This is a genomic window from Geomicrobium sp. JSM 1781026 (assembly GCF_041949955.1).
In the GTDB taxonomy this organism is placed as follows: Bacteria; Bacillota; Bacilli; order Bacillales; family Marinococcaceae; genus Geomicrobium_A.
The window spans coordinates 41409-67499 of sequence record NZ_JBHFQF010000002.1; the positions used below are offsets into that span (position 1 = coordinate 41409).

25 protein-coding genes are annotated in these 26091 nt (G+C 45.3%); 16 read left to right on the forward strand and 9 right to left on the reverse strand.

What is annotated here, in order from left to right:
* The first annotated feature begins 174 nt into the window (after positions 1-174).
* The 3 genes from ACE1TF_RS03135 to ACE1TF_RS03145 all read left to right on the forward strand — a co-directional run bounded on the left by ACE1TF_RS03135 (position 175) and on the right by ACE1TF_RS03145 (position 3531).
* Positions 175-1425, forward strand: coding sequence for a metal ABC transporter solute-binding protein, Zn/Mn family (locus ACE1TF_RS03135; RefSeq protein WP_375014171.1), 1251 nt, complete (start codon positions 175-177; stop codon positions 1423-1425).
* A 73-nt stretch (positions 1426-1498) separates the two neighbouring features.
* Positions 1499-2542 carry a metal-binding protein ZinT gene (locus ACE1TF_RS03140; RefSeq protein WP_375014173.1) on the forward strand — a complete coding sequence of 348 codons (1044 nt, stop codon included), beginning with the start codon at positions 1499-1501 and terminating at the stop codon, positions 2540-2542.
* Between the two features lie 71 nt (positions 2543-2613).
* On the forward strand, positions 2614-3531 hold the full coding sequence (locus ACE1TF_RS03145) for an aminoglycoside phosphotransferase family protein (RefSeq protein WP_375014175.1): 918 nt from the start codon (positions 2614-2616) through the stop codon (positions 3529-3531).
* Between the two features lie 536 nt (positions 3532-4067).
* Here the strand turns inward: ACE1TF_RS03145 and clpP are convergent.
* Positions 4068-4664 (reverse strand): ATP-dependent Clp endopeptidase proteolytic subunit ClpP, encoded by a 597-nt coding sequence (clpP, locus tag ACE1TF_RS03150; protein ID WP_042403517.1) that lies wholly within the window; start codon positions 4662-4664, stop codon positions 4068-4070.
* A gap of 207 nt (positions 4665-4871) precedes the next feature.
* Between clpP and rpoN the strand changes: the two genes are divergently transcribed.
* The gene (gene rpoN / locus ACE1TF_RS03155) at positions 4872-6215 is read left to right on the forward strand and encodes an RNA polymerase factor sigma-54 (RefSeq protein ID WP_375014177.1); all 1344 of its coding nucleotides are present in this window, start codon (positions 4872-4874) and stop codon (positions 6213-6215) included.
* A gap of 48 nt (positions 6216-6263) precedes the next feature.
* Positions 6264-6641 carry a hypothetical protein gene (locus tag ACE1TF_RS03160; protein WP_042403513.1) on the forward strand — a complete coding sequence of 126 codons (378 nt, stop codon included), beginning with the start codon at positions 6264-6266 and terminating at the stop codon, positions 6639-6641.
* A 2-nt stretch (positions 6642-6643) separates the two neighbouring features.
* Here the strand turns inward: ACE1TF_RS03160 and ACE1TF_RS03165 are convergent, their stop codons facing one another.
* A complete protein-coding gene (locus tag ACE1TF_RS03165; RefSeq protein WP_375014179.1) occupies positions 6644-7105 on the reverse strand; it encodes a hypothetical protein in 462 nt (153 codons plus the stop codon).
* 83 nt (positions 7106-7188) lie between these two features.
* Here ACE1TF_RS03165 and ACE1TF_RS03170 point away from each other — a divergent pair, with 83 nt between their 5' ends.
* Entirely contained in the window at positions 7189-7788 is a 600-nt protein-coding gene (locus ACE1TF_RS03170) for a TetR/AcrR family transcriptional regulator (RefSeq protein WP_042403509.1), read from the forward strand.
* Here the strand turns inward: ACE1TF_RS03170 and ACE1TF_RS03175 are convergent.
* The 3 genes from ACE1TF_RS03175 to ACE1TF_RS03185 are packed head-to-tail and all read right to left on the reverse strand — an operon-like array spanning position 7761 to position 9124.
* Positions 7761-8375, reverse strand: a complete 615-nt coding sequence (locus ACE1TF_RS03175) for a hypothetical protein (protein WP_375014181.1) — start codon at positions 8373-8375, stop codon at positions 7761-7763. The two genes, ACE1TF_RS03170 and ACE1TF_RS03175, sit on opposite strands and share 28 nt — an antisense overlap.
* Positions 8376-8378: 3 nt before the next feature.
* Positions 8379-8798 (reverse strand): permease prefix domain 1-containing protein, encoded by a 420-nt coding sequence (locus tag ACE1TF_RS03180; protein WP_042403507.1) that lies wholly within the window; start codon positions 8796-8798, stop codon positions 8379-8381.
* Entirely contained in the window at positions 8795-9124 is a 330-nt protein-coding gene (locus ACE1TF_RS03185) for a PadR family transcriptional regulator (protein WP_042425142.1), read from the reverse strand. Before ACE1TF_RS03185 ends, ACE1TF_RS03180 begins: the two co-directional genes overlap by 4 nt.
* 202 nt (positions 9125-9326) lie before the next feature.
* Here ACE1TF_RS03185 and ACE1TF_RS03190 point away from each other — a divergent pair, with 202 nt between their 5' ends.
* The 10 genes from ACE1TF_RS03190 to rnr all read left to right on the forward strand — a co-directional run bounded on the left by ACE1TF_RS03190 (position 9327) and on the right by rnr (position 21282).
* Positions 9327-10361: a sugar-binding transcriptional regulator gene (locus ACE1TF_RS03190; RefSeq protein ID WP_042403524.1), complete on the forward strand. Its 1035-nt coding sequence runs from the start codon at positions 9327-9329 to the stop codon at positions 10359-10361.
* Positions 10362-11369 (forward strand): type I glyceraldehyde-3-phosphate dehydrogenase, encoded by a 1008-nt coding sequence (gene gap / locus ACE1TF_RS03195; RefSeq protein WP_375014184.1) that lies wholly within the window; start codon positions 10362-10364, stop codon positions 11367-11369. It abuts the gene before it with no gap.
* A 75-nt stretch (positions 11370-11444) separates the two neighbouring features.
* The gene (locus ACE1TF_RS03200) at positions 11445-12626 is read left to right on the forward strand and encodes a phosphoglycerate kinase (RefSeq protein ID WP_375014186.1); all 1182 of its coding nucleotides are present in this window, start codon (positions 11445-11447) and stop codon (positions 12624-12626) included.
* 12 nt (positions 12627-12638) lie between these two features.
* A complete protein-coding gene (tpiA, locus tag ACE1TF_RS03205) occupies positions 12639-13397 on the forward strand; it encodes a triose-phosphate isomerase (RefSeq protein WP_375014188.1) in 759 nt (252 codons plus the stop codon).
* Positions 13394-14914 (forward strand): 2,3-bisphosphoglycerate-independent phosphoglycerate mutase, encoded by a 1521-nt coding sequence (gene gpmI / locus ACE1TF_RS03210; RefSeq protein WP_375014189.1) that lies wholly within the window; start codon positions 13394-13396, stop codon positions 14912-14914. The genes tpiA and gpmI overlap by 4 nt, the downstream gene beginning before the upstream one ends.
* 22 nt (positions 14915-14936) lie before the next feature.
* Positions 14937-16217 (forward strand): phosphopyruvate hydratase, encoded by a 1281-nt coding sequence (gene eno / locus ACE1TF_RS03215; RefSeq protein ID WP_375014191.1) that lies wholly within the window; start codon positions 14937-14939, stop codon positions 16215-16217.
* A gap of 989 nt (positions 16218-17206) precedes the next feature.
* Entirely contained in the window at positions 17207-17437 is a 231-nt protein-coding gene (secG, locus tag ACE1TF_RS03220) for a preprotein translocase subunit SecG (protein WP_042403522.1), read from the forward strand.
* A gap of 99 nt (positions 17438-17536) precedes the next feature.
* Positions 17537-18220: an alpha/beta hydrolase gene (locus ACE1TF_RS03225; protein ID WP_375014193.1), complete on the forward strand. Its 684-nt coding sequence runs from the start codon at positions 17537-17539 to the stop codon at positions 18218-18220.
* Positions 18217-18969: an alpha/beta hydrolase gene (locus ACE1TF_RS03230; RefSeq protein WP_042403493.1), complete on the forward strand. Its 753-nt coding sequence runs from the start codon at positions 18217-18219 to the stop codon at positions 18967-18969. The genes ACE1TF_RS03225 and ACE1TF_RS03230 overlap by 4 nt, the downstream gene beginning before the upstream one ends.
* Before the next feature lie 18 nt (positions 18970-18987).
* Positions 18988-21282, forward strand: coding sequence for a ribonuclease R (gene rnr, locus ACE1TF_RS03235; RefSeq protein WP_375014196.1), 2295 nt, complete (start codon positions 18988-18990; stop codon positions 21280-21282).
* Positions 21283-21345: 63 nt separating this feature from the next.
* Here the strand turns inward: rnr and ACE1TF_RS03240 are convergent, their stop codons facing one another.
* The 4 genes from ACE1TF_RS03240 to ACE1TF_RS03255 are packed head-to-tail and all read right to left on the reverse strand — an operon-like array spanning position 21346 to position 26089.
* Positions 21346-22776 carry a YfcC family protein gene (locus ACE1TF_RS03240; RefSeq protein WP_375014198.1) on the reverse strand — a complete coding sequence of 477 codons (1431 nt, stop codon included), beginning with the start codon at positions 22774-22776 and terminating at the stop codon, positions 21346-21348.
* 15 nt (positions 22777-22791) lie between these two features.
* Complete coding sequence (locus ACE1TF_RS03245) at positions 22792-24417, reverse strand: M20/M25/M40 family metallo-hydrolase (RefSeq protein WP_042403490.1); 1626 nt, start codon at positions 24415-24417, stop codon at positions 22792-22794.
* 12 nt (positions 24418-24429) lie between these two features.
* Complete coding sequence (locus ACE1TF_RS03250) at positions 24430-25305, reverse strand: dimethylarginine dimethylaminohydrolase family protein (protein ID WP_375014201.1); 876 nt, start codon at positions 25303-25305, stop codon at positions 24430-24432.
* A gap of 22 nt (positions 25306-25327) precedes the next feature.
* The gene (locus tag ACE1TF_RS03255) at positions 25328-26089 is read right to left on the reverse strand and encodes a dimethylarginine dimethylaminohydrolase family protein (RefSeq protein ID WP_375014203.1); all 762 of its coding nucleotides are present in this window, start codon (positions 26087-26089) and stop codon (positions 25328-25330) included.
* Positions 26090-26091 lie beyond the last annotated feature (2 nt).

Below are 26091 nucleotides of genomic sequence, written 5' to 3' on the forward strand. Positions count from 1 at the left end.
CGAAAGCGTCATGAGCTGGTAGCAAAGTATGCTGCATTTCGAAAAGGGTGATCATGGGGGCATCCTAGAGTTTCTAAGCGTACATTCGGAATGCCTCGTATTGCATTTCGCAAACATGTGCACAAAGGATAAATCCTGGATTTAAAAATCAAGTCGGTAATGGAGGGATGATAAATGAAAAACTCATATGTTTTCTTCTTGGGATTTGCTGTAATACTTACGGCGTGTATGGATCATCAGCAGCAATCAACAGAAGGAAGCAACGATGTATTGGAGGTTTCAACCACACTTTTTGCACTGGAGGACTTTGCAAAAAAAATTGGAGGAGAATTCGTAGTAGCAGAAAGTATATATCCTCCAAATGCAGATGCACATACGTTTGAACCTTCATCCACTGACTTTGTAAAACTTGCAGAACAAGATGTATTTATCTATTCCGGTGTTGGATTAGAACCATTTGCAGATACAGTGGAAGATGTTCTAGATGATGAAAATGTTTACGTAATAGCAGCGGGCGAGCACATTCCTTTACGAGGTGAACGCAGCGATGAGGATAGTGTCGATAATCCTGATGTCGAGAGCCACCCGTATGGTGATGATATTCCAGAAGAAATAGCTGTGGAAGGCGTTGCTGATCATTATCATACGGGAGACACGGTGGTTATTACAGCAGAAATTGAAGAAGCACTCCAGTCTAATCAATCGCAATGGTACACCCGAAATCATACGCATCACCAATGGGAGGCAGCAAAAGGTCAGGATCGGACAAAATTCGAAGCCGAAGCTAGAGACGGTCAGGAAATTATGCTCGTTATTTATGATGATAATCTAGAGCCGTATGTCCAATCTTCACCTGTTGAAATTGTGATTGATGATCATGATGGTACGAGTGGGCTGGGTGATCCACATGTATTTTTAGATCCTATCCTAAGCATAGAAATTGCAGAGAATATTAAAGAGGTGTTCATTGAATTACTTCCTGAAGAGCGTGAAACCTTCGAAAGAAATTTTGAAAAAGTAAAAACTGAATTAGAAAAGATTGATGAAGAATTTCGCCAGACGTTTGCTAAAGCAGATCACCATCAAATCATTGTCTCTCATGCCGCTTATGGCTATTGGGAAGAACGTTACGGACTTGAACAGCTTAGCGTTCATGGATTATCCACGACACAAGAACCATCACAGGCCGACCTTGTGGAAATTGTAGAAGTAGCATCAGAAAACAATATTCAATACGTAACCTTTGAAAATAATGTTAGCAGTACGATTAGTGAAGTCATACAATCAGAGATTGGGGCTGAGAGCCTCATTCTACGTAATATGGAAAGCATCTCTGAGGAAGATCTCGAGAATGAAGAAGATTATTTCAGCATGATGAGAATGAACATTGATACGCTAGAAATAGCGCTAAACGATGATGAATAAGCTTGTCTATGTTGAATGAAAGAAATACTTCAAATTAAAAAAATATAGGTAATCAAATAAGGAGATATGAATAATGAATAATAAACTACTTAAAGGATGGAGTATCTTAATTGCATCAGCGCTTTTTGTAGCTTGTGATTCCGATGATACTTCAGATGAAGGTTCGAGTGCTTCTAGTGTAGATGAGCAAGTAGAAGAAACAGGAGGAGAGGATCATTCTGACCATGATGAAGACCCTGGTCAGAATTCTCCAGAAGATGTTGGTATTGAGGGATTAGCAGATCATTACCACACAGGTGATTCAATAGAATTGGTAGCGAACTTCGATGAAGATGTAGATTATGATCATTGGCACTGGTACACGAGAGCTGATCATAATTCAGAGTGGCAATCAGTACCTGACCATGGTACCGAACACTATTCAGGAGAAGCTACACATGATGGACAAGAGATTAAAGCAGTACTTTTTGATGCTGATCATGAAGCATATGTCCAGTCTCCTTCAGTAGAAGTTGTCATAGATGATCACGATCATGATCACGACCATGCACATAGTCATGCTCACGATGAAGAAAGCCAAAGAATCTATGATGGTTTCTTTTACAATGACGATGTAAAAGATCGCTCATTATCCGATTGGTCTGGTGAGTGGCAGTCCGTTTATCCCTATTTGGTAGATGGTACATTAGACGAGGTGTTTGAGCATAAAGCCGATGAAGAGGGCAATGATATGTCTGCTGAAGAGTATAAAGATTACTATGAAGTAGGGTATGAAACAGATGTTGATCAAATTGTTATTGGAGATGACAGCTTCACTTTCTATGAAAATGATGAGGAAAGTACAGCGAATTATGAATACGATGGATATGAAATTTTGACATATGATGCAGGGAATCGAGGGGTTCGCTTTATCTTTGAAAAGGTCGATGGAGACGAAGCCATGCCTGAATATATTCAATTTAGTGATCACGAAATTGCTCCAACTGATTCTCACCATTTCCATTTGTACTGGGGCGATGACAGAGAGGATCTATTAGATGAAGTAACGAATTGGCCAACGTATTATCCTACAGATCTTAACGAAGAGGATATTGTGCATGAGATGATTGCTCACTAACAGATTAATCGGTTCGTTTTAACAAACTATGGACGTATGCTACAATGCGGGCTATTAGTGAGGTGAGGCGCATGAAATCATTTAAACTCAATCTAACAGGTGAAGACGTTGCGAATATTATTTGTGACGAACACCCAGATGCCGTTCATATTAAGCGAATCGATATGGGTGAACGAAGTAGCGTTTATCAGTTTGATACAGCTGCTGCTCAGTATGTTGCACATTTTAGGCTCGACAGTGAAAGCATAGATAAAGCGAAACAAATCTATCATAAATATGGAGCGACACTTCCTATACCCAAAGTGCATCATACAAATGTCGTTAATGGCATTCACTACATGTTTAGCGAAAGAGTAAATGGTAAGCCGATTGTTTCGTATGAAAAAAGTACGCAAAGCCGCATCTTAAAGAAATTAACGTTCGTTTATTCTAAAATCGTAAATACGAAAACGAATGGAAAATTTGGATGGATCGACCCTGATGGGCATGCAAAGCTGACCTCCTGGCCAGAAGTGCTCGAAAGTTTCTTTATCGAAGAGGTCGACGGGTTTTATGGGAATTGGAAAACACTATTTGAAGAAGAGATACTAGAAAGGGAACCCTTTGATCAAGGGTTCAAAAAAATGATGGAGCTCGCGTCATATGCGCCAAGAACATCATTCTTAGTTCACGGCGACTTTCATCTCGGCAACATGCTATCAGATGGGGAGAAAGTTACTAGGATTGTAGACTGGGAAATGGCGATGCAAGGAGATTTCATGTTCGACTTAGCCGGTCTTCATTTTTGGTCTCCAGAGATGAACTTTCCTAAAATGATGAAAGAGATTTGGACCGAACAGGGCATTGAAATCCCCCACTTCAAAGAAAGGCTGTATGCGAATTTACTATTTAAAGCAACAGATGGCTTGCGTTTCTATGCAAAACAGGAACATAAGGAAGGATACGAGTATATAAAAACAAAACTTTACCAGTTGTTAAATGACGTTTGAATCGACGAAACCCCTCTAACGCTAAGCAGTAGAGGGGTTTCGTCGTAGCTAAGGCAATTCGCGGTTTCACTAACACACACAGAAATTGTACACATGGAACATGGGATAGGAGCGGATTTTTTAACAATCGGTCTTAGACGCCCGAGGCTTTCAAATCCTAAGTCGGAAGAGTTAAGCGCGAACTGCTCATGCCGGGCAAGGGTTCTGCCCTCACAAAAATAGAGCCCCGCGCAATTCTGTTCCGTGCAAGGGTTCTGTCCGGCACAAAAATAGAGCCCCGCGCAATTCTGTTCCGTACAAGGGTTCTGTCCGGCACAAAAATAGAGCCCTGCGCAATTCTGTTCCGTACAAGGGTTCTGTCCGACACAAAAATAGAGCCTCGCGCCGTTCTGTTCCGTGCAGAGGGGCTAAGTTGCGTGTGGCGCCCCCAAACTCATGCGCAACGTGTCTGTTTTATGAGGGCCTACACTTTGCTTCTTTATGAAATTCGTTCACATAAAAAAACACGCACGGCGCGTGCCGTGCGTGAGAATGCTTTATTTACCTGGTTGGCCGTTCTTTTCAAAGATTTGATCGACAAGACCGTAGTCTTTTGCAGCGTCTGCTGTCATGAAGTTATCACGATCGGTATCTTTTTGAATGACTTCAAGAGGTTGACCTGTACGCTCAGAAAGAATGGTGTTGAGCTTTTCACGCATTTCAATAATGCGACGAGCATGAATCTCGATATCAGAAGCTTGACCTTGTGTACCACCGAGTGGTTGGTGAATCATGATTTCACTGTTTGGCAGTGCAAAGCGTTGGCCTTTTTCTCCAGCAGCAAGCAAGAATGCACCCATTGAAGCAGCCATACCGATGCAAATTGTGGATACCTTCGGCGTAATGTATTGCATTGTATCGTAAATGGCCATACCGGCAGTAATTGAGCCGCCGGGACTGTTAATGTATAAAGAGATGTCTTTATCTGGGTCCTCAGCTTGTAGGAAAAGCATTTGCGCAACGATTGAGTTTGCTACGTTATCATCAACGCCAGACCCAAGCATAATAATGCGGTCTTTCAACAAGCGCGAATAAATATCATACGCACGCTCTCCGCGATTTGTTTGTTCAATAACTGTAGGAATTAAGTTCATCATCAAACCTCCCTTGGAATATCTGCATATATCTTACCGCATTGGTCAATAAAGGTCAAATGAAAATGTCCGATTCAACACATGCACTCTTATATGATTTCCGAAATGCGTGTGATTCAAACGCATCTAGCGTGATTTCTTAATGTAGCGTATAATAATTGTAACGTTCATTATTTAGACATATTTTATTAGAGGGGGCGACGTGTAGTGAACTTGGAGATGGGATTGTTTCAACAACAGACAATGAAACTTGTCATGACGCAGCAACTTCGCCAAGCCATCTCGCTGTTGCAGTACTCATCGCTCGAATTGTCAGAATACATTGAGGAACAGGCATTAGAGAACCCACTACTCGAAGTAATTGACTCCAAACGAGACGAGCCAATCGCTTACGATGCACCCGTCATGTGGCAAGACCGGGAAGACGGTGGTGGCGAAGTGAGAGAAAGAGATTCTTATCTTGAACAAATTAAAGCAAGTGGTGAAGAACTCACGACGATGTTGTTTGATCAGCTTCAGCATCAAGATGTGTCCACGCAAGTATACGATCAGGTAACATACTTGATATACAATGTAGATGAACAAGGATATTTACGAATCGGAGATTGGAACGGCGCTTCAGAAGTTGGAATGAGTGAGACAGATTATGCGAATGCTCTCTACATCTTGCAAGGGTTTGAACCTGTAGGTATTGGCGCAAGATCACTTGCGGAATCGTTGCTTTTGCAACTGCAATCACTTCCTGAAGAGCATGCGCTATCTGAAGTAATTGTCGAGCATCATTTGCAAACGTTTGCTGAAAAGAAATGGAAGCGGTTAAGTGAAGAACTTGGCGTGACGCTACAAGAGCTGCAAAGCGTTCAAGACTGCATTTCAAGCCTTAAGCCTTGGCCGGCCCAAGGGGTAGGTGGAGAGAGCCCGAAGTTTATCTCACCCGACGTATATGTGGAGTGGCAAGACGGACGGTGGGCCGTTCAGCTTAATGATGAGTCGTTGCCTCGCATTCGGATGAACAAGCAGTACCGTAACCTCCTCGAAAAGAAAAATCAATCTGATCAAGAAGCGGTGGAATACGCTCATCAGAAGTATAAGCAACTCGTTTGGCTTTTAAAAAGCATTGATCAACGTCAGCAGACGGTCCGACTCGTGACAGAGGCGATTGTTGACTTCCAGCAAGAGTTTCTTTCTTCAGGCAACTTGAAGCCGATGACGCTTCGCGACGTTGCGGAACGAGCGGACGTGCATGAATCGACAGTGTCAAGGACAACAACAGCCAAGTACATGCAAACACCGAAAGGGTGCTTCGAGTTAAAGGCATTCTTTAGTAAAGGATTGGCAAACACTGGTGGCGATGAAACGTCTTCAACAGTTCTTAAGCAAGCGATTAGACAATGGATTAATGAAGAAGATAAAATGAAACCATTATCCGACCAAAAGATTACGGACCGGTTTCATACAGAACAAGGTGTGAAAGTTTCTAGACGCGCAGTAGCGAAATATCGCGACGAGCTAAAGATTCCCGCATCTTCAAAAAGAAAGCGATTTGCGTAAAGGTCGGTGCTTGCACCGACCTTTTGCGCGGAAAAGGAGTCTCGCAACATGAAAAACATACTCATGCACACACTTATACTCATCGTATTTACACTTATGCTAGTCGGAGATTCCTTTCCAGAGATCCCGATCATCGGCGGCGTTTCCATTGTGATTTGGTTCATCGCAATTATTGTTATCTATTTTATCATGTTCAAAGTTAAAGCGATTGACACGAGTGATCCGTTATACCGATTTAAGACGCAACTTGTGTTAACGGTATACGTTGTAGGCCTTATTTTCTTCCTCGATGTGATTGGCGGCCAATCACAAATGGGCATTTCACCAGAAAATGAAATCTTTTGGCTCATCGTTTTTGTGTCTGTCATTGACCTCGTTTTCCAATGGCGCCGGGTTAAACGGTTAAACGAGCAAACTGAAAAATAAGCTTACAGATTGAGCATCGATGCGAGCCATTCATCAGCTACAACCGAAAGAACAGCGACGACAATGGAGAGTGTAATGACAGCAACGCTTACGTAATACGTTGCAGCTGCTTTTGAGTCTTCAAAGGATACAATGGCTGTTGCAGTTAATTGGCTGCTAAGGAGGGTGGATCCTAGCCACGAAAGACCAGCCACGCCGTAACGGTCGTAGAATTTCTTGAACTTCGGATTTCGTTTTTTAGGTGGGCGGTCAGGGTTCTTAAATCGGTTGATGAACAGCCGGATTTGGCTTCCGAGAAAAACAAACACGACAACACTTAATAGGTTGCCAGCAATGGCAACCGCTGTTGCGATAATAGGGTTTAGATTAAAGATGATAATGCCTGTTGGGATTGAAATGATAAATTCCGAAAATGGAAGGGTACTTAAGGCAAAAACGATAATATATTCAAGCAAGGTTGACATAAGAACCGCCTTTTTTGGTCATTTGACTTATAATGTTTATTTTAATACATTTGTATTAATAAAATCAAGAGGATGGATTTGTTGTGCCGAAAGTAGTAGACCACTATGAACGTAAGAAAATAATTGCTGAAGCATGTATTCGTATGATTGACAAAACAGGAGTTGAAAAAACGACGCTAAGGGAGATTGCACGTGAAGTCGGGTATTCTCTCGGTTCTGTTCAATATTACTTTCCGAAGCAAGAGGACTTGTTTTCGTTCACAATTCAAATGCTGTACGAAAGAACGGCTGAGCGGATTAACAATGTTGTATTGGAGGGGAATACGACGATTGAGAATGCTGTAAGCATGCTTACCCAGTACGTGCAAATTGAAAACGAAGAGCAACGAATCGAAAATAATGTGTGGGTAAAATTCGTACTCGTTTCTGAAAAGCAACGGGAGTATAAGGAAATGAAGGACCGATATGTAGCGATGTGCTACCGGTTTGTCGAGGACGCTTTGAACATGCTAGAAGCGGGTCACTGTCTCGCGGATGGCGAGTCTAAGCAGTCTGAATTGGAAAACTTGACGATTTTTATGAATGGTATTGTATTTCATACGATTATTTTCCCTGAAAGTTACGATGAGGACCACGTAAAAAAACAGATTCGGTCCTATTTGGACAGAATCTGCCGACCGTAGAAATAATACATCGAAAGCGGCCACCATATGAACACGAAGATGGGATAAACTGCCCACAGCTCTTGAGGTGACGTGACGAGGTTCACTACGATAAAGAAGAGAGCTAATAAACCTGACATGACGAATGCGTACAAGACCGGACGCCGAACGAACTGAACGGTCATTGGCCACCAGAGTAAAGCAAATACGGGAAAGATTGCCCACGGGAAGCGGTCCTCCCACCCGATGTTAAGACCGATGTAGTAGAGTGAAATGATGAAGAAACAAGCCCAAGCCATGAGTGATGTTTTAAATGTACGTGGAAACCAAGCGGAAATTGGCCATACAAATATCGGTAGCGTATACAGAACCCATGCATAGTGTGGGGTTTCGATGCTGTTGATTAAGGCTAAAGTTACGAACACTAGCGTACTGCCAATGATACTAAACATGCGATATGGCAAGTGGCTGAGTGGCCAAAGAAGTAGTAGCAACAACAAGAACGGTGACCATGTGAGTGAAGGCGAGAGAAGTAAGTCCAAAGCGACGGCCACGCAAGCAATGATTGCCGTCGCTAACATGACTGGAAGCCATTCAGAGCGTCGCATCGGTTACTCCTCTCCTGTTCGTTTATACACAAACGTCATGGCTAGTGGCCACCAAAGAATGGCGAACGTCGGAAAGATGAACCAAATCGTGTTCGGTGTGTAATAGAAATTGATAAAGATGAAAAGCAAAATGATTAACGCACTTCCCCATAATGAAAAGTATAAGTTTAACTTTGCTCGGTGCTTTCTTGACGTCTCTTTAGACTCAGGATGTTTCATCCGCAAGTCCTCTTTTAACTCTTCAGCGTCACCGAACTCGACAATCGCTTTATTAATGGCGTCCTCCCTCGATTTACCTGTTTGCACAAGATCGTGCACTTTTTCAGTCAAATTCTCCGTAATTTCCTCAATCAGAACTTCTTTTTCCTCTGAGTGGTGAATATCACGAAACAATGACTCGACGTGTGCTCGAATACGGTTCATCTCGATCCCTCCATGAATTGATCCACAATTTCTTTCATTTCAACCCATTCCTTTTGCATTTCTGTTCGATAGGCTTTCCCTAGTGGGGTAATTCGATAATACTTTCGTTTTCCTCCATGAGATTCTGTCCCTAAGTAAGATTCAATCAGTTCTTTTTTTTCAAGACGTTGAAATGCTGCATAGAGTGTCGCTTCTTTTATTACGAAACGTTCTGACGTGCGTGTGCGAATTTCTTTGGAGATCTCATACCCGTATCGGTCATGCTCAGCGATCAAGGTCAGAATAATGCTGTCGAGGTGTCCCCGCAGTAGATCGCTTCGTACCATGCATAACACTCCTTTCATGTCCTCTATCTGATAGAGTAATCATACGCAAAATTACTCTGTCTGTCAAAGTAATATTTTTAAAACAGAATCATTTGTCAAAACGGGCGAGGTCCGTTATAATATAATTATCGACTTAGCGGGAACGAAAATGTCAACGCGGGACATAATCGATCCCGATAAGGAAGAGTGAAACAATATGAATATGTTAACGATGCTAGAATGGCAACAAAAGCTTCAACCTGACGTGATTGAGTCACTCGTTCACCGGTATGATTTGCTGCGATTCATCCAAATTAGCCAACCTGTCGGTCGAAGAGCGCTCGGTGCTGAGATGAACGTATCTGAACGAATCTTAAGACGAGAAGTGGATTTGCTCAAGGAGCAACGGCTTCTCAATGTCGAGTCTTCAGGTATGCGTTTGACAGAAGAAGGGAATTCTTTATTGCATGCTTTAGAGCCAAGCATTCAGGCGTTAACGGGTCGAGCGGCGTTGCAAGAACAACTTGAGCGAGCGTTGAACGTGCGTCGAGTGATTGTCACTTCTGGAGATAGCGATCAGCAATCTTGGGTGAAAAAAGAGATGAGCCGTGCATGTGTGGAAGAGATGATCCACACGTTACGTGATGGGGATGTTGTTGCAGTCGCTGGAGGAACAACGCTTGCGACGTTAGCGGCTTCAGTGTATCCGCATGAACGTTTGAAAGGTGTCACATTTGTTCCTGCACGAGGTGGGTTAGGTGAAAATGTTGAGCTTCAAGCGAACACGATTAGTGCGGAGCTTGCAAAGCAAGCAGAAGCGAACTACCGTTTGTTGCACGTGCCTGACCAACTTAGTGAGACCGCTTATGATTCACTCATTGAAGAACCGGGTATACGAGAGTTGCTACAGTTAATTCGTTCGCCACGAATGGTTATTCATAGTGTAGGAGATGCCATGACGATGGCAACGAGAAGAAGTGCAGATCCGGGTAAGCTCACCGGTCTCGCTGAGCAACATGCACAATCTGAAGCTTTTGGGTATTACTTTGATCAAGAAGGACAGATTGTTCATAAAGAACGAACCATCGGTCTACAACTTCAAGATTTGAATAAAGACCAACAGGTCATAACGATTGCCGGCGGTCAGTCAAAGGCGAGAGCAATTGCTTCCTATATGACACACCGGCCAAGTGATTTGCTTATTACCGATGAAGGTGCAGCGAAAGCTGTACTGCAAACATTAGAGGAGGAATTATAGATGACAACGAAAATTGGAATTAACGGATTTGGTCGTATTGGACGTTTGGTTTTCAGAGCTTCACTCAATAATCCTGATGTAGAAGTGGTGGCCATTAACGATCTTACGGATGCCGATATGCTTCGCCATCTCTTAAAGTACGACACCGTACACGGAACATTCAATTCAGAAGTAGAAGTGGACGGAGACAGCCTCGTTGTAGGCGGCAAATCCATTGCCATTTCTTCTGAAAAAGATCCTGCTCAAATCGGTTGGGACAAGTATGGTGTTGATGTTGTTGTGGAATCAACAGGACGCTTTACGTCGAAAGAAGATGCGAATAAGCATATCGAAGGTGGCGCAAAGCGTGTCGTAATTTCGGCACCAGGAAAAGATGTTGACGCGACGTTTGTACTTGGGGTGAATCATGAAACGTACAATCCAGAAGAGCACTATGTCGTTTCTAATGCGTCGTGTACAACAAACTGTCTCGCTCCTTTAGCGAAAGCACTTCACGATAAGTTCGGCATTCGTCGCGGGATCATGAACACGGTCCACTCGTATACGAACGATCAGCAAATCCTTGATTTGCCACACAAAGACTATCGCCGTGCTCGTGCAGCAGCGGAGAACATTATTCCGACATCAACGGGAGCTGCGAAAGCTGTAGCGCTCGTGCTACCTGAACTTGAAGGTAAACTTAACGGAGCGGCGATGCGTGTGCCGACGCCGAATGTTTCTCTCGTCGATCTCGTTGCAGAATTGAATGAAGATGTGACGGAAGAACAAGTGAATGCAGCACTAAAAGAACTCTCCGAAGGAGAACTTAAAGGTATTCTTGGTTACAGTGAAGAAGAGCTTGTATCCAGTGACTATAACGGCAGTACGCTTTCTTCAACCGTTGATGCACAGTCTACGATGGTGATGGAAGGCAATATGGTGAAGGTTATTTCGTGGTATGACAATGAATACGGGTATTCCAATCGTGTGATTGATCTTGTCGCTCATATGGCCAAGATTGGGTTATAATAATACAGGTAAAGGGAAAAGGGAGAAACGGATGCGTTTGCTCCCTTATTTCTCGTTTGAAGGAGGCCATACCCAATGAACAAAAAAACAATAAGTGATCATGATCTGCAAGGAAAAACCGTGTTTTGCCGTGTAGATTTTAATGTCCCAATGGATGGGACAACCGTTACGGATGACACGAGAATTCGGGCTGCATTGCCTACGATTGAAGCGCTTCAAAAAGCTGGAGCAAAGATTATTTTGGCAAGCCACCTCGGTCGCCCGAAAGGTGAAGTGGTGGAAGGGTTAAGAATGAACCCCGTTGCAGAGCGTTTGAATGAACTCGTAGGTGGCGGTGTACAAAAGGTCGATCACGTCGTCGGTGAATCGGTGCAAGAGGCAGCTTCAGCGCTCTCTGAAGGTGAAGTATTACTCATTGAGAATGTACGCTTTGAGCCGGGTGAAGAGAAGAATGATGCGGAGCTGGCGAAAGCTTTTGCACAACTTGCTGATGTGTATGTGAATGATGCATTTGGTGCGGCTCACCGGGCGCACGCTTCAACAGAAGGGATTGCCCATCATTTACCGTCGGCTGCCGGATTACTCCTTGAAAAAGAGTTAGAAGTTCTAGGGAAGGCACTTGAAAATCCGAGCCGTCCATTTGTGGCGATTATCGGTGGTGCGAAAGTGAAAGATAAAATTGACGTCATTGATCATTTGCTCGACAAAGTAGACACCCTCATTCTCGGCGGAGGTCTTGCGTACACATTCGTGCGCGCGCAAGGACATGGTGTTGGCCAGTCTCTCTTAGAAGAAGACAAGATTGAAACCGCCAAATCATTCATGAAAAAAGCTGAAGACAATGGCGTAGAACTGCTTCTACCAACCGACGTGAAAGTCGCGGCTGAATTCAGTGCAGAAGCAGACAAGAAGATTGTTCCAATTAGTGAAATACCTGACGACTGGCAAGCGCTAGATATTGGTCCAGAGACGGTTCAAACGTTTGCAAAAGCCATTCGTGAGTCCAAACTTGTCGTTTGGAACGGACCAATGGGCGTGTTTGAAATGGATCCGTATGCCGATGGTACAAAAGGTGTTGCTGCGGCAATGGCAGGCAGTGATACGTACACGATCATTGGTGGCGGAGACTCTGCAGCAGCGGTTCACAAGTTTGGCGTTGAACGAGCGATGAGTCATGTGTCGACTGGTGGAGGCGCTTCATTAGAATTTATGGAAGGCAAAACGCTACCAGGTGTAACGGCGTTGCAAGATAAATAAGAGGTGATCAAAATGAGAAAGCCATTTATTGCTGGGAATTGGAAGATGAATCTGACGGATGAAGAAGCACTCAAGTTTGTAGACCAAGTCGTCGAGCGTGTTCCGTCGATTGAATCGGTTGATTATGCTGTTTGTGGCCAGGCGGTCTCTTTGAAAGATATGAAAGAGCGAGCGGTCGGTACGAATCTTCAAATCGGTGCCCAAAATGTACATGAAGAAGAAAAAGGTGCATTTACCGGAGAAATTAGCGCAAGTGCACTTACTTCGGTCGGTGTAAAACTTGCCATCATTGGTCATTCTGAGCGTCGTGAGTATTATAACGATACCGATGAGCGGATCAACTTGAAAGTGAAAACGGCATTAAACCACGGAATTACGCCGATTTTGTGTGTGGGCGAGCAATTGGAAGAACGTGAAGCTGGACGAGCAGAGTCGGTTGTAAGAAAGCAATTAGAAGATGCGCTCGATGGCATTGAAGCTGGCAGAGCGGCAGACATTGTCATTGCGTATGAACCCGTATGGGCAATTGGAACGGGCAAATCATCTTCACCAGAAGATGCCGGAGCGATGTGCGGAACCATTCGCCGCTTTCTCTTTGACACGTATGGTCCGGAGACGGCAGAATCGATTCGCATTCAATACGGTGGAAGTGTCAAGCCGGAGAACATTCGCAGTTATATGGCAGAAGAAGACATTGACGGTGCGCTCGTAGGCGGAGCGAGCTTAGATGTGGATTCTTATCTTTCTCTCATTGAGGAAACCGCTAAATGAGGCACAAGAAACCGGTCGCGCTCATTATCCTTGACGGATTCGCAATGCGAGAGGAGACGTTAGGAAATGCCGTAGCGCAAGCAAATACGCCTCATTTTGATCAACTTTGGGAGAAATACCCACACGCGACATTGTCGGCATCAGGTGAAGATGTTGGGTTACCGAAAGGACAGATGGGCAACTCCGAAGTCGGCCATATGAACATCGGTGCGGGCCGGGTCATTCATCAAAACTTATCGTTAATTAACAAAGGCATTGCCGCTGGAACGTTTTTTGAGAATGCGGTGTTTGCTGAAGCGATCGAACATGCAAAGCGGAACAAATCGGCCCTTCATTTGTATGGTTTACTATCTGATGGCGGAGTTCATAGCCATCAGAATCATCTGTACGCATTGCTCCAGCACGCAAAGCGCCATGATTTTTATGATGTGTACGTGCACGCGTTTTTAGACGGTCGAGACGTCGGTCAACAATCGGCGAAGACGTATATTGAATCGTTGCAAGAAAACATGGCAAAGATCGGTGTCGGCAAGCTAGCAACGATGCACGGTCGCTACTTTGCAATGGATCGAGACAACCGTTGGGAGCGGGTCGAGAAATCGTACCGAGCTTTAGTTGACGGTGAAGGTGTCGTTGCCGAAGATCCGATTGCTGCGATTCGTGAGTCGTATGAGAAGGGCGTCTATGATGAATTTATCGAGCCGACCATTCTACCAGCTGCACAAGGCATTCAGACGGGAGACGCCATCATTAGTTTCAACTATCGTCCTGACCGAATGATCCAATTATCGAAAACGATGACCGATGAACGGTTTACCGACTTTGAACGTGGGGACAGGCATCCTTTGAATCTCTTTTATGCAACGATGACGCAATATGATACGAGTATAAAAGCAGAGATTGCCTTCCCGCCAACGAGGCCTGTAAACACGTTAGGTGAAGTATTGTCAGAAGCGGGATTAAGACAACTAAGAATCGCTGAAACCGAAAAATACCCCCACGTGACGTTTTTCTTGAACGGTGGCCAAAATAATGTATTTCCAGGTGAAGAACGAATCCTCATCGATTCTCCAAAAGTAGCGACGTACGATCTTCAGCCGGAGATGAGCGCGGTCAAAGTGACAGATGCACTACTAGACACGATCACAGGTGACCAGCACGATGCGATTATCTTAAACTTTGCAAACCCAGATATGGTTGGCCATTCCGGTATGTTAGAGCCAACGATTCAAGCGGTTGAAACGGTGGATAAACAACTTGGACGCATTGCGGAAGCCGTATTTGCGAAAGGCGGAAAGTTGATCGTTACCGCTGATCACGGGAATGCCGATGAGGTCACTTCAGAAGCCGGCGATGCGATGACTGCGCACACGACAAACCCTGTGCCTGTCATTGTCACAGACGAAACGGTACACTTAAGAACGGACGGCATTTTAGCCGACCTTGCTCCGACGATGCTCGAATTATTAGATGTGAAACAACCGAAAGAAATGACGGGCAAAAGCCTAATTAAATAGCTGTCGAAAGGACGAAGTATACATGTCAATGATTGCAGATATTCTAGCACGAGAAGTATTGGATTCAAGAGGAAACCCAACGGTCGAAGTTGAGGTTGTTACAGAAGACGGTACACTCGGTCGCGCCCTAGTGCCAAGTGGCGCTTCCACGGGTGAGCACGAAGCAGTAGAGCTGCGTGACGGCGGTTCGCGCTATATGGGTAAAGGAGTGCTCAAAGCAGTCGAAAACATTAACGAAACGATCGCACCGCAACTCGTCGGGGTAGACGTTTCTGACCAACTCGGCATTGATCAACTTCTCATCGAGCTTGACGGTACACCGAACAAAGGAAACCTCGGGGCGAATGCGATTCTTGGCGTATCGATCGCTTGCGCGTATGCAGCCGCTCACGATCAAGGGGTTGAGCTATATGAATACCTTGGCGGTATCAATGCGAAAACACTGCCAGTCCCAATGATGAACATTTTAAACGGCGGGGAGCATGCTGATAACAGTGTTGACTTGCAAGAATTTATGGTTATGCCTGTCGGAGCCGATGACTTCCGTTCTGCAATGATGATCGGAACAGAGATCTTCCACACGTTGAAGAAAGTGTTGAAAGAAAAAGGCTTAAACACAGCTGTTGGTGATGAAGGCGGGTTTGCGCCAGACCTCGACTCTAATGAGCAAGCCCTGAGCACAATTATGGAGGCGATTGAAAGAGCCGGCTACAAGCCAGGTGAAGATGTGATGCTTGCCATGGATGCAGCGGCCTCCGAAATGTATGATGATGGCAAGTACAACCTGAAAGGCGAAGGGGTTGTAAAAACTGCCGATGAAATGATCGATTTCTACGAAGATCTCGTGAACAAATATCCGATCATCTCCATTGAAGATGGCCTCGATGAGAATGATTGGACCGGTTGGAAGAAGCTCACTGAGCGCATTGGCGACCGTGTTCAACTCGTCGGTGACGACTTGTTCGTAACGAACACAGAGAAACTCGGAGAAGGCATCGAGAAAGGCATTGGAAATTCGATCTTAATTAAAGTGAATCAAATTGGAACGCTCACCGAAACGTTCGATGCGATTGAAATGGCGAAGCGTGCAGGCTATACGGCTGTCATTTCCCACCGCTCTGGAGAAACCGAAGATGCAACGATTGCTGACTTGGCGGTTGCTGTTAACGCCGGACAAATCAAGACCGGTGCCCCGTCCCGAACGGACAGAGTAGCGAAGTACAACCAATTGCTTCGTATTCATGACCAGCTTGGTGGTCGCGGGCAGTACCCAGGCAAAGAGACGTTCTATAACCTTAGATAAGTAGATAAGCGAAGACGCCCGGTTGTTTTGGGCGTCTTTTTTCATGATCATTCCAAATACGTCTGTTTGGAAATGGAAGTCCAACCATTGGAAGCAAAACAAGGCGAATCAATCAATGTTGTGAGGATCTTCTTCCCGTCGGCTATATAAGATGAACTTAAAATTTTCCTAATTTGCGCTGTTGATTGTTGTTTTCCATTACAGGCGGATGCTTGTAGTCCAGACTATAAGTGCAACATCGGTGTCCAAAAGACGCCCACCGTGTTTTCTTGACACTCTAGAAAATAATGGTGGCACGGTTCACGTTTTTGTCTACTGGTTATGTTGGGGAAAGAAGTCCAAATGTCTCATATTTTCATTAATGTGACACTTGAGAAAGAAAAATCATCATTTTAAACGTGGATGCGCACATAAACGGAGTCAACTGTCACAAATCGTGCGATTTGTGACAGTTGCGTACTGAAAGTGCCCGGATTGAGGGCTGAATTGTCACATACGTGACAGGTCATAACACGACTTTCTCCAAGTGATGGCCACCGGTCACGTCTTGGTACCCTACGGCAAACGCTCTTCGTGTTGCCCGCAACCCTATCAGTGACGAACAACGTTCGGCAACGAAGTTGTCGAAGTGAGATGAACTTCAAAAGACGATCGGCAGGCATTCACGTGCAAACAGCGATCTCGATTATCAGATTCAGTGAGTTCCCTTCGTTCAATTTGAAAAATACTCTCCGCTAGGCAAATCATTGCTCTATCCAACGATCACTATTCGCTAAATGTATCAGCTTTTGCGAACGACGTGTTTAGAATGAACGCAAAAACGACGGCGCATACGACGGGCGCTTTGCTGCCCGGGCTCGTCCCGTTGATCTTCTTATGAGAAGTATGCTATTATAAGATAAGGACATTTACGGGTTACAGAAGAAATGAACGGCATTTCTTCTGTGTATGAGATAGACTGCCGTTTTTATGGAGGTGCGAACGTGATGATCACTACTGTTTTAACGATATTGTTAATTATTAACGCAATTGCATTGATTACTGTTGTACTGCTTCAATCAGGACGTAGTGCTGGACTATCGGGAGCGATTTCCGGTGGGGCAGAGCAACTAATGGGGAAACAAAAGGCGCGGGGAATCGAAGCATTCTTATCGAAATCCACCGTCGTACTGGCGATTTTATTCTTTGTAATTACCGTTTTATTAGCGTATTTCATCTAAAGGCAGTAGGGGGTCACACGCTCCCTGCTGTTTTTTTGTTTTAATCACCGAAAGAACGGGAATTCTACGATCGTCAGGTAAGAACGGAGGCGCATCACGATGATCGGATGTTTATGCTTACACGGCTTCACAGGTTCCCCCGCTGAAGTCGAACCGATTGCTGAACGGTTAAGAAGGAAGAAGGGATGGCTCGTCTATACACCGGTCCTTCCAGGTCACGGTGAAGATGATGAGCTGAAAAACGGAGAAGGATCGACTTGGATATATACCGCAGATCGCGCCGCGAACGAAATGCTCAAACATGTGGATGAACTGTATGTGATCGGCTTTTCAATGGGTGGAATGTTAGCCTGTTATTTGGCGGCGAAATATCCGATCAAGAAACTGGTGCTTGTGAATGCTGCGGCTTATTACGTAAATCGTCCACAAATCATCGAAAATGTCCGAACCTCCATGCGGGAAGGGATGAACGACCCGTGGATGGCGCTCGTTAATGATAAAGCAAAGGAAACATCAATACGTTCGGTATTTGAATTTATGAAAACCGTCCGAACCGTAAGGCCGTACGTTCGAGAAGTGACCGCCCCTGTCTTGATTGCCCAAGGAGAGAAAGACATTCTCATCCCGGAGAAGAGTGCGGCCTATTTATATGATAATATCGGATCGAAGCATAAACGACTGTACATGTATGAGCAGTCCAACCATTTTGTGTTTCAAGATGTGGAAAAGCTTCAAGTTATACGAGATATCGAGCATTTCTTGAAAGGAAACGAGACAACATGAAAATTAAAGCTCCAAAACCGTTTACGTTTGAAGGAGAAAGCAACCGAGCCGTTCTTTTGCTCCATGGGTTTACGGGCTCTTCAAATGATGTACGCATGCTCGGAAGGTATTTACAAAAGCAAGGGTATACGAGTCATGCTCCTGTATTCCCAGGGCACGGCGTGCCACCAGAACAATTGATGCAAACGGATTGGCACGACTGGTGGGCGGCTGTTGAAGAGGGGTATCAGCATCTCGTTGACCGAGGGTTTACTACGATTGCGGTTTGTGGACTGTCCCTTGGCGGTTTGCTCAGTTTGAAAGTCGGCTATACTTTTGATGTAAATGGCATCGTGCCGATGTGTGCACCTGTCATGCAACAAGGCATGAACGACAGGCTATACCAGGGCGTTGTTGATTATGCTAAGCAATACAAACAGTTTGAAAAGAAAGATGAAGAGACGATTGAAGAAGAAATGGATGAATTTGAAACGATGCCTCTTGATACATTGGCGTCGATTGATGAACTGATCTTTGATGTGCGCGACCGGCTCGCAAACATCAAACAACCAATAAAAGTGATACAAGCCGGACAAGATGACCTCGTTCCACCTGAGAACGCGGATGTGATTTACGAAGAAGTCGGCTCGAAACATCGAGATCGAGTACTTTACGAAAATGCCCCACACGTCATTACACTGTGGGAAGAGAAAGAACGTTTACATGAAGAGATCGTTGCGTTTTTAGATTCACTAGAATGGTCATCTTAAGAGAAAGGAGAGAAAACATTGAGAGAACAAGTACTCACGTTTATTCGCGATGAAGCGAATAAACCACTAAATGTAAAAGAATTGCAAGAGGCACTCGGTCACGGAGAGAGTGCCGATGAGCAAAAACAGCTCGTAAAAACGCTGAACGAACTTGAGGATGAAGGCGCACTTATCCGTACGCGCAATAATCGCTACGGATTACCCGAAAAAATGAATCTACTCAAAGGTCGTGTACAAGCTCACGCCAAAGGGTTTGCGTTTATTATTCCTGAGAACGAAGACGAAGAAGATGTGTATGTAGCTCCTGGCGATCTTGCTGGAGCGATGCATCAAGACATCGTATTCGTGCGGGTTTCTTCTCGCACGGGTGGCAATAAAGGAGACCGCGCGGAAGGTACGGTCGTACGTATTCTTGAGCGTGGGGTATCGACGGTCGTCGGCACATATCTTGATTATGAACGGTATGGCTTTGTGAAACCGGACGATAAGCATATGCAAGGCGACGTATTTATTCCAGAAGGAAGAAATCACGGTGCCGCAGAAGGCCACAAAGTTGTCGTCGAACTGACGAAGTATCCGGAGGGCCGACAAGGTGCAGAAGGTGAAATTGTACGTATTCTAGGCCATAAAAATGACCCAGGAACCGACATTTTATCGATCATCTTTAAACACGGCCTGCCTGGAGAATTTCCTGAAGAAGTTACGGAGCAAGCAGCAAACACGGCTGACACGATTGATCCAAATGAAGTAAAAAGACGACGTGACTTGCGTGAAGAAACGATTGTGACGATTGACGGTGCCGATGCGAAAGACTTAGACGATGCGGTGACGGTTGAAGAATTGGACAACGGAAATTATAAGCTCGGCGTGCACATCGCTGACGTGAGTCACTATGTGACGGAAGGGTCTCCGATTGATGTCGAGGCTGCAGACCGTGCAACGAGTTCTTATCTTGTTGACCGTGTGATACCGATGATTCCCCATCGTCTATCGAATGGGATTTGCTCGTTGAACCCACAAGTCGATCGTCTAACACTCACGTGCGAGATGGAGATCACTCCGAGTGGCGACGTCGTGAATCATGAGATTTTTGAGAGTGTTATTCGCACGAATGAACGGATGACATACACCGCTGTGAACGAGATTCTCGCTGATCGAAACGAAGAGACACGGGCGAAGTACGAAAGCCTCGTCCCCCTCTTCGAACGGATGGAGAAGCTCGCTGCCATCTTACGTAAGAAAAGATTTAAACGCGGTGCGATTGACTTTGACTTTAAAGAAGCAAAAGTGCAGATGGATGAAGAAGGGCGTCCGACGGATGTGGCGGTAATTGAACGGTCGGTGGGCGAGAAGTTGATCGAGGAGTTTATGCTTTGTGCCAACGAAACGGTCGCTGAACATTTCCACTGGTTGAAGTTGCCGTTTATCTACCGAATTCACGAGGATCCAGACGATGAAAAGCTTCAGAAGTTTTTGGAGTTCATTACGAGTTTCGGGTATGTGATGAAAGGTCGTGGCGATGCGATTCATCCCCGTGCGCTTCAGGAAGTATTGGAGACGGTGAAAGGGGAAGCGGAGGAAACCGTCATTAGTACAGTGTTGCTCCGTTCGATGCAACAAGCGAAGTACGACCCGACGAATGTCGGTCACTTCGGACTTGCGGCTGATTTCTACACACACTTCACGTCCCCGATTCGCCGTTACCCAGACTTGATTGTGCACCGTTTAATTCGTACGTATCTTGTGAACGGGCAGACGGGCAAGAAGACGACCGATCATTGGCAAGGGAAATTGCCAGAGATCGCGACGCACTCATCAGAAATGGAGCGACGAGCGGTTGATGCGGAACGTGACGTTGATGATCTGAAAAAAGCGGAATATATGCGTGACAAGATTGGTGAAGAATTCACTGGTTTTGTAAGCGGAGCGGCGAACTTCGGATTGTTTATCCGTCTGGATAATACGATTGAAGGGATGGTGCACATTAGTCACCTGACCGACGATTATTATCATTACGATGAGCGGCAATACGCACTCATTGGTGAGCGTACGGGCAATATGTACCGCATCGGTGATCAAGTCGATGTGAGCGTGTTGGAAGTGAATATGGACGAGACGACGATTGATTTTGAAATCGTCGGGATGCCAAAGCGCAAGCAACGCGCGCGTACTGCACCGAAAGTCATCCAAGGTGAGCGTGGGGACCGCCCTGGCGGCAAACGTGGAAATAACACAAAGGGCAAAGGCGGAAAAGGCCAAAAGAACCCGAAAAACAAAGGCTTCCGCTCTAATCGAAAGAAAAAGAAAAAATAAGCAGAAAGGACCGTCCGTGAGTGGACGGCCTTTTTTTGTGAATGGAGGGGACAAGCCCCTTTATTAATAAGGTCCGTAACCGATTATTTGAGCAACAATTAAAAAGATGCAGCCGATTGTTGCGTTAATCAGAACGAGTGGGAGCACCCAACGGACATATCGCCCGTATGGTATACCGGCAATGGCCAGACCAGCCATGAGTGTGGCAGAGGTTGGGAAGATGACTTTTGAAACACCGTCACCGAGCTGAAAGGCGAGTACTGCAGTTTGGCGAGTGACACCAATCATGTCGGCTAAAGGCGTCATTAGAGGCATTGTAAGTGCCGCTTGACCACTGCCTGAAGGTACAAAGAAATTAATCATCGACTGGACGGCAAAAAAACCGATTGTGCTAAGCAGCGGGGGTAACCCTTCCAGCATGTTGGCACTATAGTACAAGATCGTATCAATAAGGTTGCCTTCTTCTAGGATGACGAGTACACCGTAAGCAATACCGATAATAAGCGCTCCTTTAATCATATCAGCACACCCACTAACAAAATGATCAGCAATCTCGTTGGGCCGTTTGCGCACGATTATGGACGCGATAATACTTAGCATGAGGAAGATGCTTGCGATTTCTGTGATAAACCAGCCTAAGCTGATCACACCATAAATCATAATTATAAATGTAACGAGTAACAGAGATAAAATCGCTTTATGTGGCACGGTTAGCTTTTCAACGGTCGTGCCTTTCCCGGCGATTGCGCGTTCTTCCTCGTTACCAAACACCCCAAGGCTAGGGTTTTTCTTTATACGCATCACGTGTAGGTATATGTAGCTTACCGTTGCACCATATAAAGCAATGAACAAAATGATCCTTAACCCCATCCCTGAAAATGTCGGAAGTTCTGCGACGGTTTGCGCCACGCCAACGTTAAACGGATTCGTGATGCCCGCGGTAAACCCCATTGACATGCCGACAAACACAATGGCAAATGCCGTCAGTTTGTCAAAACCAAGCGCAAGCACGAGCGGGGTAATAATTGCAATATAGACGAGCGCGTCTTCCGCAGACCCGATCATCGCTCCAAGCAAGGCGAAGACGAGGGTCATAATTGGGATTAACAGCAGTTCTTTATTTTTAAATTTTATCGGTACGTATTGAATAAACGCATTGATGGCACCTGTACCGTTAAGAATCCCGAGTGCCCCTCCGAAGACGAGGACGAAAAAGATAATAGGAGCCCCTTCGATCATCCCAAGATGAATGCTATTAAAGATGTCCAGCAGTCCGACAGGCGTCGATTCAATAAATTGAAAAGAGTTCGGGTCAATAACAGTTCTGCCGTCTTGCTCTGTTCGCTCATATTGACCCGCAGGAACAATGTAGCTCAAGACCGAAAAAATAATGATAATCGAAAAGAGAAGAACAAATGGATTAACGCCTTTTGTTCGACTGTACATGGTTGGCTGTATCTGTTCTGGGTCATGATTCGTTTGAGGGCTGCTCATGCTTGGTTTATCCTCCTAATGGTTATACGCGTTGCATTCAATCACTTTTTCTATGAGGCGCTCAATGATGAAGGGAACTTCAACGAACGCACTGTGCGCATGAAGACGTTCTGTTTTTTTGTGTGCATCTTTTCCTCGGGGGCCGATATTAAGTACCGGACCTTGAAGCTGGCTCATTCCGTGAAAAGGAATGGTATAACTCGTTCCAAACACAGGAGTGTTCGCTTCATACGCTCGCCAGCCATCGCCGCCCGCGTCTCGGTAGGCAACATAACTCAAATCAGAGATCCCGTTGAAATATTGAATATTCTTTACAGGCAATTGATGAGCGCGTTGGGATTCAGTTTTGATGAAATCAATCCAGGCGTCGAATTGCACCGTTCTTTTTGATGACACGGCTGGATAGTAAGGCGGGGCGAAGAATGAAATAATTGCTGGACTTAAGTCATTGCAATGCCTCGCGAGCTTATCCGCAGTCAAGATTGACTTTTCTCGATCGTCAAGGTCGGTACGAGTATGAATTTCTTTTTTCCACTCGGCTACTTTCGTCTCGCCATGACGCTGTATTGCATAGGATTCCAGTTGTTCGTAATCAAGCACTTGAACGTTTCCTACCCCTTGCACGCCTTCGTCGTTACATAATGTGCGGTACGCATCATTGAGCCGTTCTGTGGCTGTATGCACTTCTTGCTGAAAGATGTCAAACACCTCATTGGCTGAGCGCTTAAATAAGAATACATTGAATAATGCAGCGGAACGATACGGTGTTTTTACGGAATACTCTTGCTTTAAATCTTTCTGATAGAGAGAAACGGGCAATGGTGTTTTCTCCTCGAAGACCGTTTCTCGTAACCGCTGGTTTAATTCCAAGTGATTCATTAAAAAAGAAGCCATATAGTTTGAAGATATACCGGCTAATGGCTCCCCGACATGGGTTTCTTTCCCATAAAATAATAGACCTGGCATAATCTTACCAATCGACCCAGAGTAGATATAATAATTGTCATCATCGGGTTTTTGCGTAAACACAGGTTCTGAGTTTAGGAACAACGTATAGGAGAAATTATACTCCTCTTTAATACGGTTCAAGTAGCCGACAGCTGCGCGCATCCCTGTAGAATTTACTTCCTCATCCGGGACGGTGAGAAGAACGATGTTGATCGGCCAACGATTGATAATCGCTTTTTCCAGGATACTTATGTGAATGGTCAGGCCGGCTTTCATATCCATCGTGCCACGTCCAAACAAATATTCCCCAGACTGAATGTCTTTTTGCACCGATGGGTGGAACTGTTCAGCGTCGCGTACAAATGCTTCGGTTAGTTCATCTACACGGAAAGCCAACGATTCATACTCCCCGTATTCCTCAACACCGACAACATCAAAGTGACTAATTAAAACAATCGTCTCTGTTGCTGATGTGTGTTTGTAATGCGCAGATAGAAATGCCTCATCTCCGGTTCTGGCACCGTGGTGCAGGTGGGAAGGGTTTGTTTTGAAATACTCCCATTGAGAGAGTAGGCTGTAGACCGCGTCGGGGAAATGTGTTTCCCCCTCGCTTTCTGAGATGCTTGGAATGGCGACGAGGTCGGTAAGTAATTTTCTTCGTTGTTCAGGTGTCCCGTAATGTTGAACAGTCATAAACTTCTCCTTCTACACTCGTAATATCGGACATGTCAGGCACGTCGGACCTCCAGTTCCTTTGTAGGAAATCTCGGCACCGCTGTATTCTATGACCGTTGCCCCTGCTGCTTCAAGTTTCGCTTTCGTCCGTGAATTCCCAGCAAGAATCACACATTTTCGAGGTGCAATCGCCAATAGGTTAGACCCTAATGTCTCGTATTCTTCATCGTCTACCTCGATCAGGGTAATGCCTTTTTCAACAAGCCACTTCCTAAACGTGACGGTCATGTAGCGGGAGTAGACAACAGCCAGGTCGTGGTCAACCATGCTGATGATTGACATTAAGTGTAAGCATTCATCGGCACCATCAGCGTGAGGAAGGTCAACGATGATGATCTCACGAACGATGTCTTGGAGTAACGTTTGCAACTGGGCAATACCTTCTTGATTCGTCCGGTACCCTCGGCCAATCGCCACAGTTTGTTCGTCCAACCAGACGATATCACCGCCCTCTGCTCGGGCACTTCCAGTGAGAGAACCGAGGATGGGAATCTTCTTCTGCTCTAAAAACCGTTGAATGGCTTCGGGTTCCTTGGCACGAGCTGTCTTGCCAGGGGATAGAAGAAGGGCACCGAGGTGAGTAAACTTGACAGAGTCGTGTGTGTAGATCGAATCCAAGCCGGTATGTTCGCTTTCAGGCAGAAGATGGACGTGTGGAACGTGTTTTCGAATTAACTGCTCAAAAGCTTCATATTCTTCCGATGCTTTTTGGTAGTTCGGCGCTGCTGTGTAGTTGTATGCTTGCCATTCTCTGTCAATGTGTGTTTGGTTGCGAAAGGCTTGTTCTGGACGTTTCAGCAAAATATGTTTGATGGGATTAACCATCGATTGAGCACCTGTTTGCATAGTTTAGGCCTCCTTTCTTTAACTAATAGCGAAGCGAAAGGCAGCTGAGACCGCCATCTTGCTTACGGAACTCACTCATCTCCACCTCGATCGTTTCATAGCCTGCATGTTCTATTTTTTCTTTCGTCTTACGATAACCTTTAGGCAGGATGACGTAATCATTCACGCGGATGCAGTTCGCTGCATAGTGTTCCTCGTCTGGAACTGTAATTTGGTTCAAATGGGAGAAATGAGCGTTGTTAATGAACTCACCAGCAACGAGGATGTTCCCTTCGCCGAGATAACTAATGCCTGTTTTTAGGTGAAAGAAAACGTCCAATGGAATAATGGTCCCGTTATAGCCGTACTTGCCGAGGATTGTTAAGAGTTGCTCGGCGCCTGTCCGATCAGTTCGTTCAGACAACCCAACATAGAAGTGGTTGTCCACTTGAAGAACATCTCCACCGTCAAGACGGCCAGGCGCTTGGATATGTTCTAATGGTCGGTCTTCTTGTTTGAGAACACGTTCAATGTGACTTGTTTCTCCGTTTCGGCTTGGTGCTCCTGGGTTGGTAATGACGATGCAAGCTTTTGTGATTACTGCGGTGTCTTCTACAAATGTGGAATCTGGGAACGATTCACTAGCTTCAAGGAGTGTCACCTCAACCCCACACGTTTTTAAGGCACGGATATAAGCAGCATGTTGATCTTCAGCGGTTGTATAGTCAGGCACTCCTAAGTCTGATGTTGTTAAACCTCCCACAAAGCTCTTTCCGATTCGTTTAGCAATGGCTTGTTTGAACATAC

What these genes read in the sequence shown, in the direction of transcription:
- ACE1TF_RS03135 (WP_375014171.1), top strand. Translation starts at nt 175, where the DNA reads ATGAAAAACTCATATGTTTTCTTCTTGGGATTTGCTGTAATACTTACG.
- ACE1TF_RS03140 (WP_375014173.1), top strand. Translation starts at nt 1,499, where the DNA reads ATGAATAATAAACTACTTAAAGGATGGAGTATCTTAATTGCATCAGCG.
- ACE1TF_RS03145 (WP_375014175.1), top strand. Translation starts at nt 2,614, where the DNA reads ATGAAATCATTTAAACTCAATCTAACAGGTGAAGACGTTGCGAATATT.
- clpP (WP_042403517.1), bottom strand. Translation starts at nt 4,664, where the DNA reads ATGAACTTAATTCCTACAGTTATTGAACAAACAAATCGCGGAGAGCGT.
- ACE1TF_RS03160 (WP_042403513.1), top strand. Translation starts at nt 6,264, where the DNA reads ATGAAAAACATACTCATGCACACACTTATACTCATCGTATTTACACTT.
- ACE1TF_RS03165 (WP_375014179.1), bottom strand. Translation starts at nt 7,105, where the DNA reads ATGTCAACCTTGCTTGAATATATTATCGTTTTTGCCTTAAGTACCCTT.
- ACE1TF_RS03175 (WP_375014181.1), bottom strand. Translation starts at nt 8,375, where the DNA reads ATGCGACGCTCTGAATGGCTTCCAGTCATGTTAGCGACGGCAATCATT.
- ACE1TF_RS03180 (WP_042403507.1), bottom strand. Translation starts at nt 8,798, where the DNA reads ATGAACCGTATTCGAGCACACGTCGAGTCATTGTTTCGTGATATTCAC.
- ACE1TF_RS03185 (WP_042425142.1), bottom strand. Translation starts at nt 9,124, where the DNA reads ATGGTACGAAGCGATCTACTGCGGGGACACCTCGACAGCATTATTCTG.
- ACE1TF_RS03190 (WP_042403524.1), top strand. Translation starts at nt 9,327, where the DNA reads ATGTTAACGATGCTAGAATGGCAACAAAAGCTTCAACCTGACGTGATT.
- gap (WP_375014184.1), top strand. Translation starts at nt 10,362, where the DNA reads ATGACAACGAAAATTGGAATTAACGGATTTGGTCGTATTGGACGTTTG.
- ACE1TF_RS03200 (WP_375014186.1), top strand. Translation starts at nt 11,445, where the DNA reads ATGAACAAAAAAACAATAAGTGATCATGATCTGCAAGGAAAAACCGTG.
- tpiA (WP_375014188.1), top strand. Translation starts at nt 12,639, where the DNA reads ATGAGAAAGCCATTTATTGCTGGGAATTGGAAGATGAATCTGACGGAT.
- gpmI (WP_375014189.1), top strand. Translation starts at nt 13,394, where the DNA reads ATGAGGCACAAGAAACCGGTCGCGCTCATTATCCTTGACGGATTCGCA.
- eno (WP_375014191.1), top strand. Translation starts at nt 14,937, where the DNA reads ATGTCAATGATTGCAGATATTCTAGCACGAGAAGTATTGGATTCAAGA.
- ACE1TF_RS03225 (WP_375014193.1), top strand. Translation starts at nt 17,537, where the DNA reads ATGATCGGATGTTTATGCTTACACGGCTTCACAGGTTCCCCCGCTGAA.
- ACE1TF_RS03230 (WP_042403493.1), top strand. Translation starts at nt 18,217, where the DNA reads ATGAAAATTAAAGCTCCAAAACCGTTTACGTTTGAAGGAGAAAGCAAC.
- ACE1TF_RS03240 (WP_375014198.1), bottom strand. Translation starts at nt 22,776, where the DNA reads ATGAGCAGCCCTCAAACGAATCATGACCCAGAACAGATACAGCCAACC.
- ACE1TF_RS03245 (WP_042403490.1), bottom strand. Translation starts at nt 24,417, where the DNA reads ATGACTGTTCAACATTACGGGACACCTGAACAACGAAGAAAATTACTT.
- ACE1TF_RS03250 (WP_375014201.1), bottom strand. Translation starts at nt 25,305, where the DNA reads ATGCAAACAGGTGCTCAATCGATGGTTAATCCCATCAAACATATTTTG.
- ACE1TF_RS03255 (WP_375014203.1), bottom strand. Translation starts at nt 26,089, where the DNA reads ATGTTCAAACAAGCCATTGCTAAACGAATCGGAAAGAGCTTTGTGGGA.